This window comes from Vibrio ichthyoenteri ATCC 700023 (genome assembly GCF_000222605.1).
Classification (GTDB): domain Bacteria; phylum Pseudomonadota; class Gammaproteobacteria; order Enterobacterales; family Vibrionaceae; genus Vibrio; species Vibrio ichthyoenteri.
In genome coordinates this window covers 1-362 of record NZ_AFWF01000206.1, presented here as the reverse complement: position 1 = coordinate 362, position 362 = coordinate 1, and the positions used below count along the sequence as shown (strand labels likewise).

The window sequence follows — 362 nt, the reverse complement described above, 5'->3', positions numbered from 1 at the left end:
ACTGTATTGTCACTTTGGTGGACAGAATGACTGGCTACACTTTTATTGGCCAATTAGACGACCGAACGACGAGATCACTTAATGTGAGAATGAGCAAAATCATGACCCGTTCCGATTTACCTTTTAAGACAATTACAGCTGATAACGGCACTGAATTTCACCAATACGCACAACTAGAAAGGTTTCATAACTGCTTGTTTTACTTTGCAAACCCATATCATTCATGGGAAAGAGGCACCAATGAAAATACCAATGGATTAATACGTCAGTATTTACCAAAACGAACTTCTATGTCACATGTAACACAGAAGCTTTGCAATGAAATTGCCCACAAATTAAATACGCGCCCACGCAAAAGGCTT

At 39.2% G+C, this 362-nt stretch carries 1 protein-coding gene; it reads left to right on the top strand.

The window, feature by feature from the left end; genetic code table 11:
• Positions 1–362, top strand: a 362-nt coding sequence (locus RH85_RS22405; protein WP_006713488.1) for an IS30 family transposase, incomplete at both ends; no start/stop codon positions are given.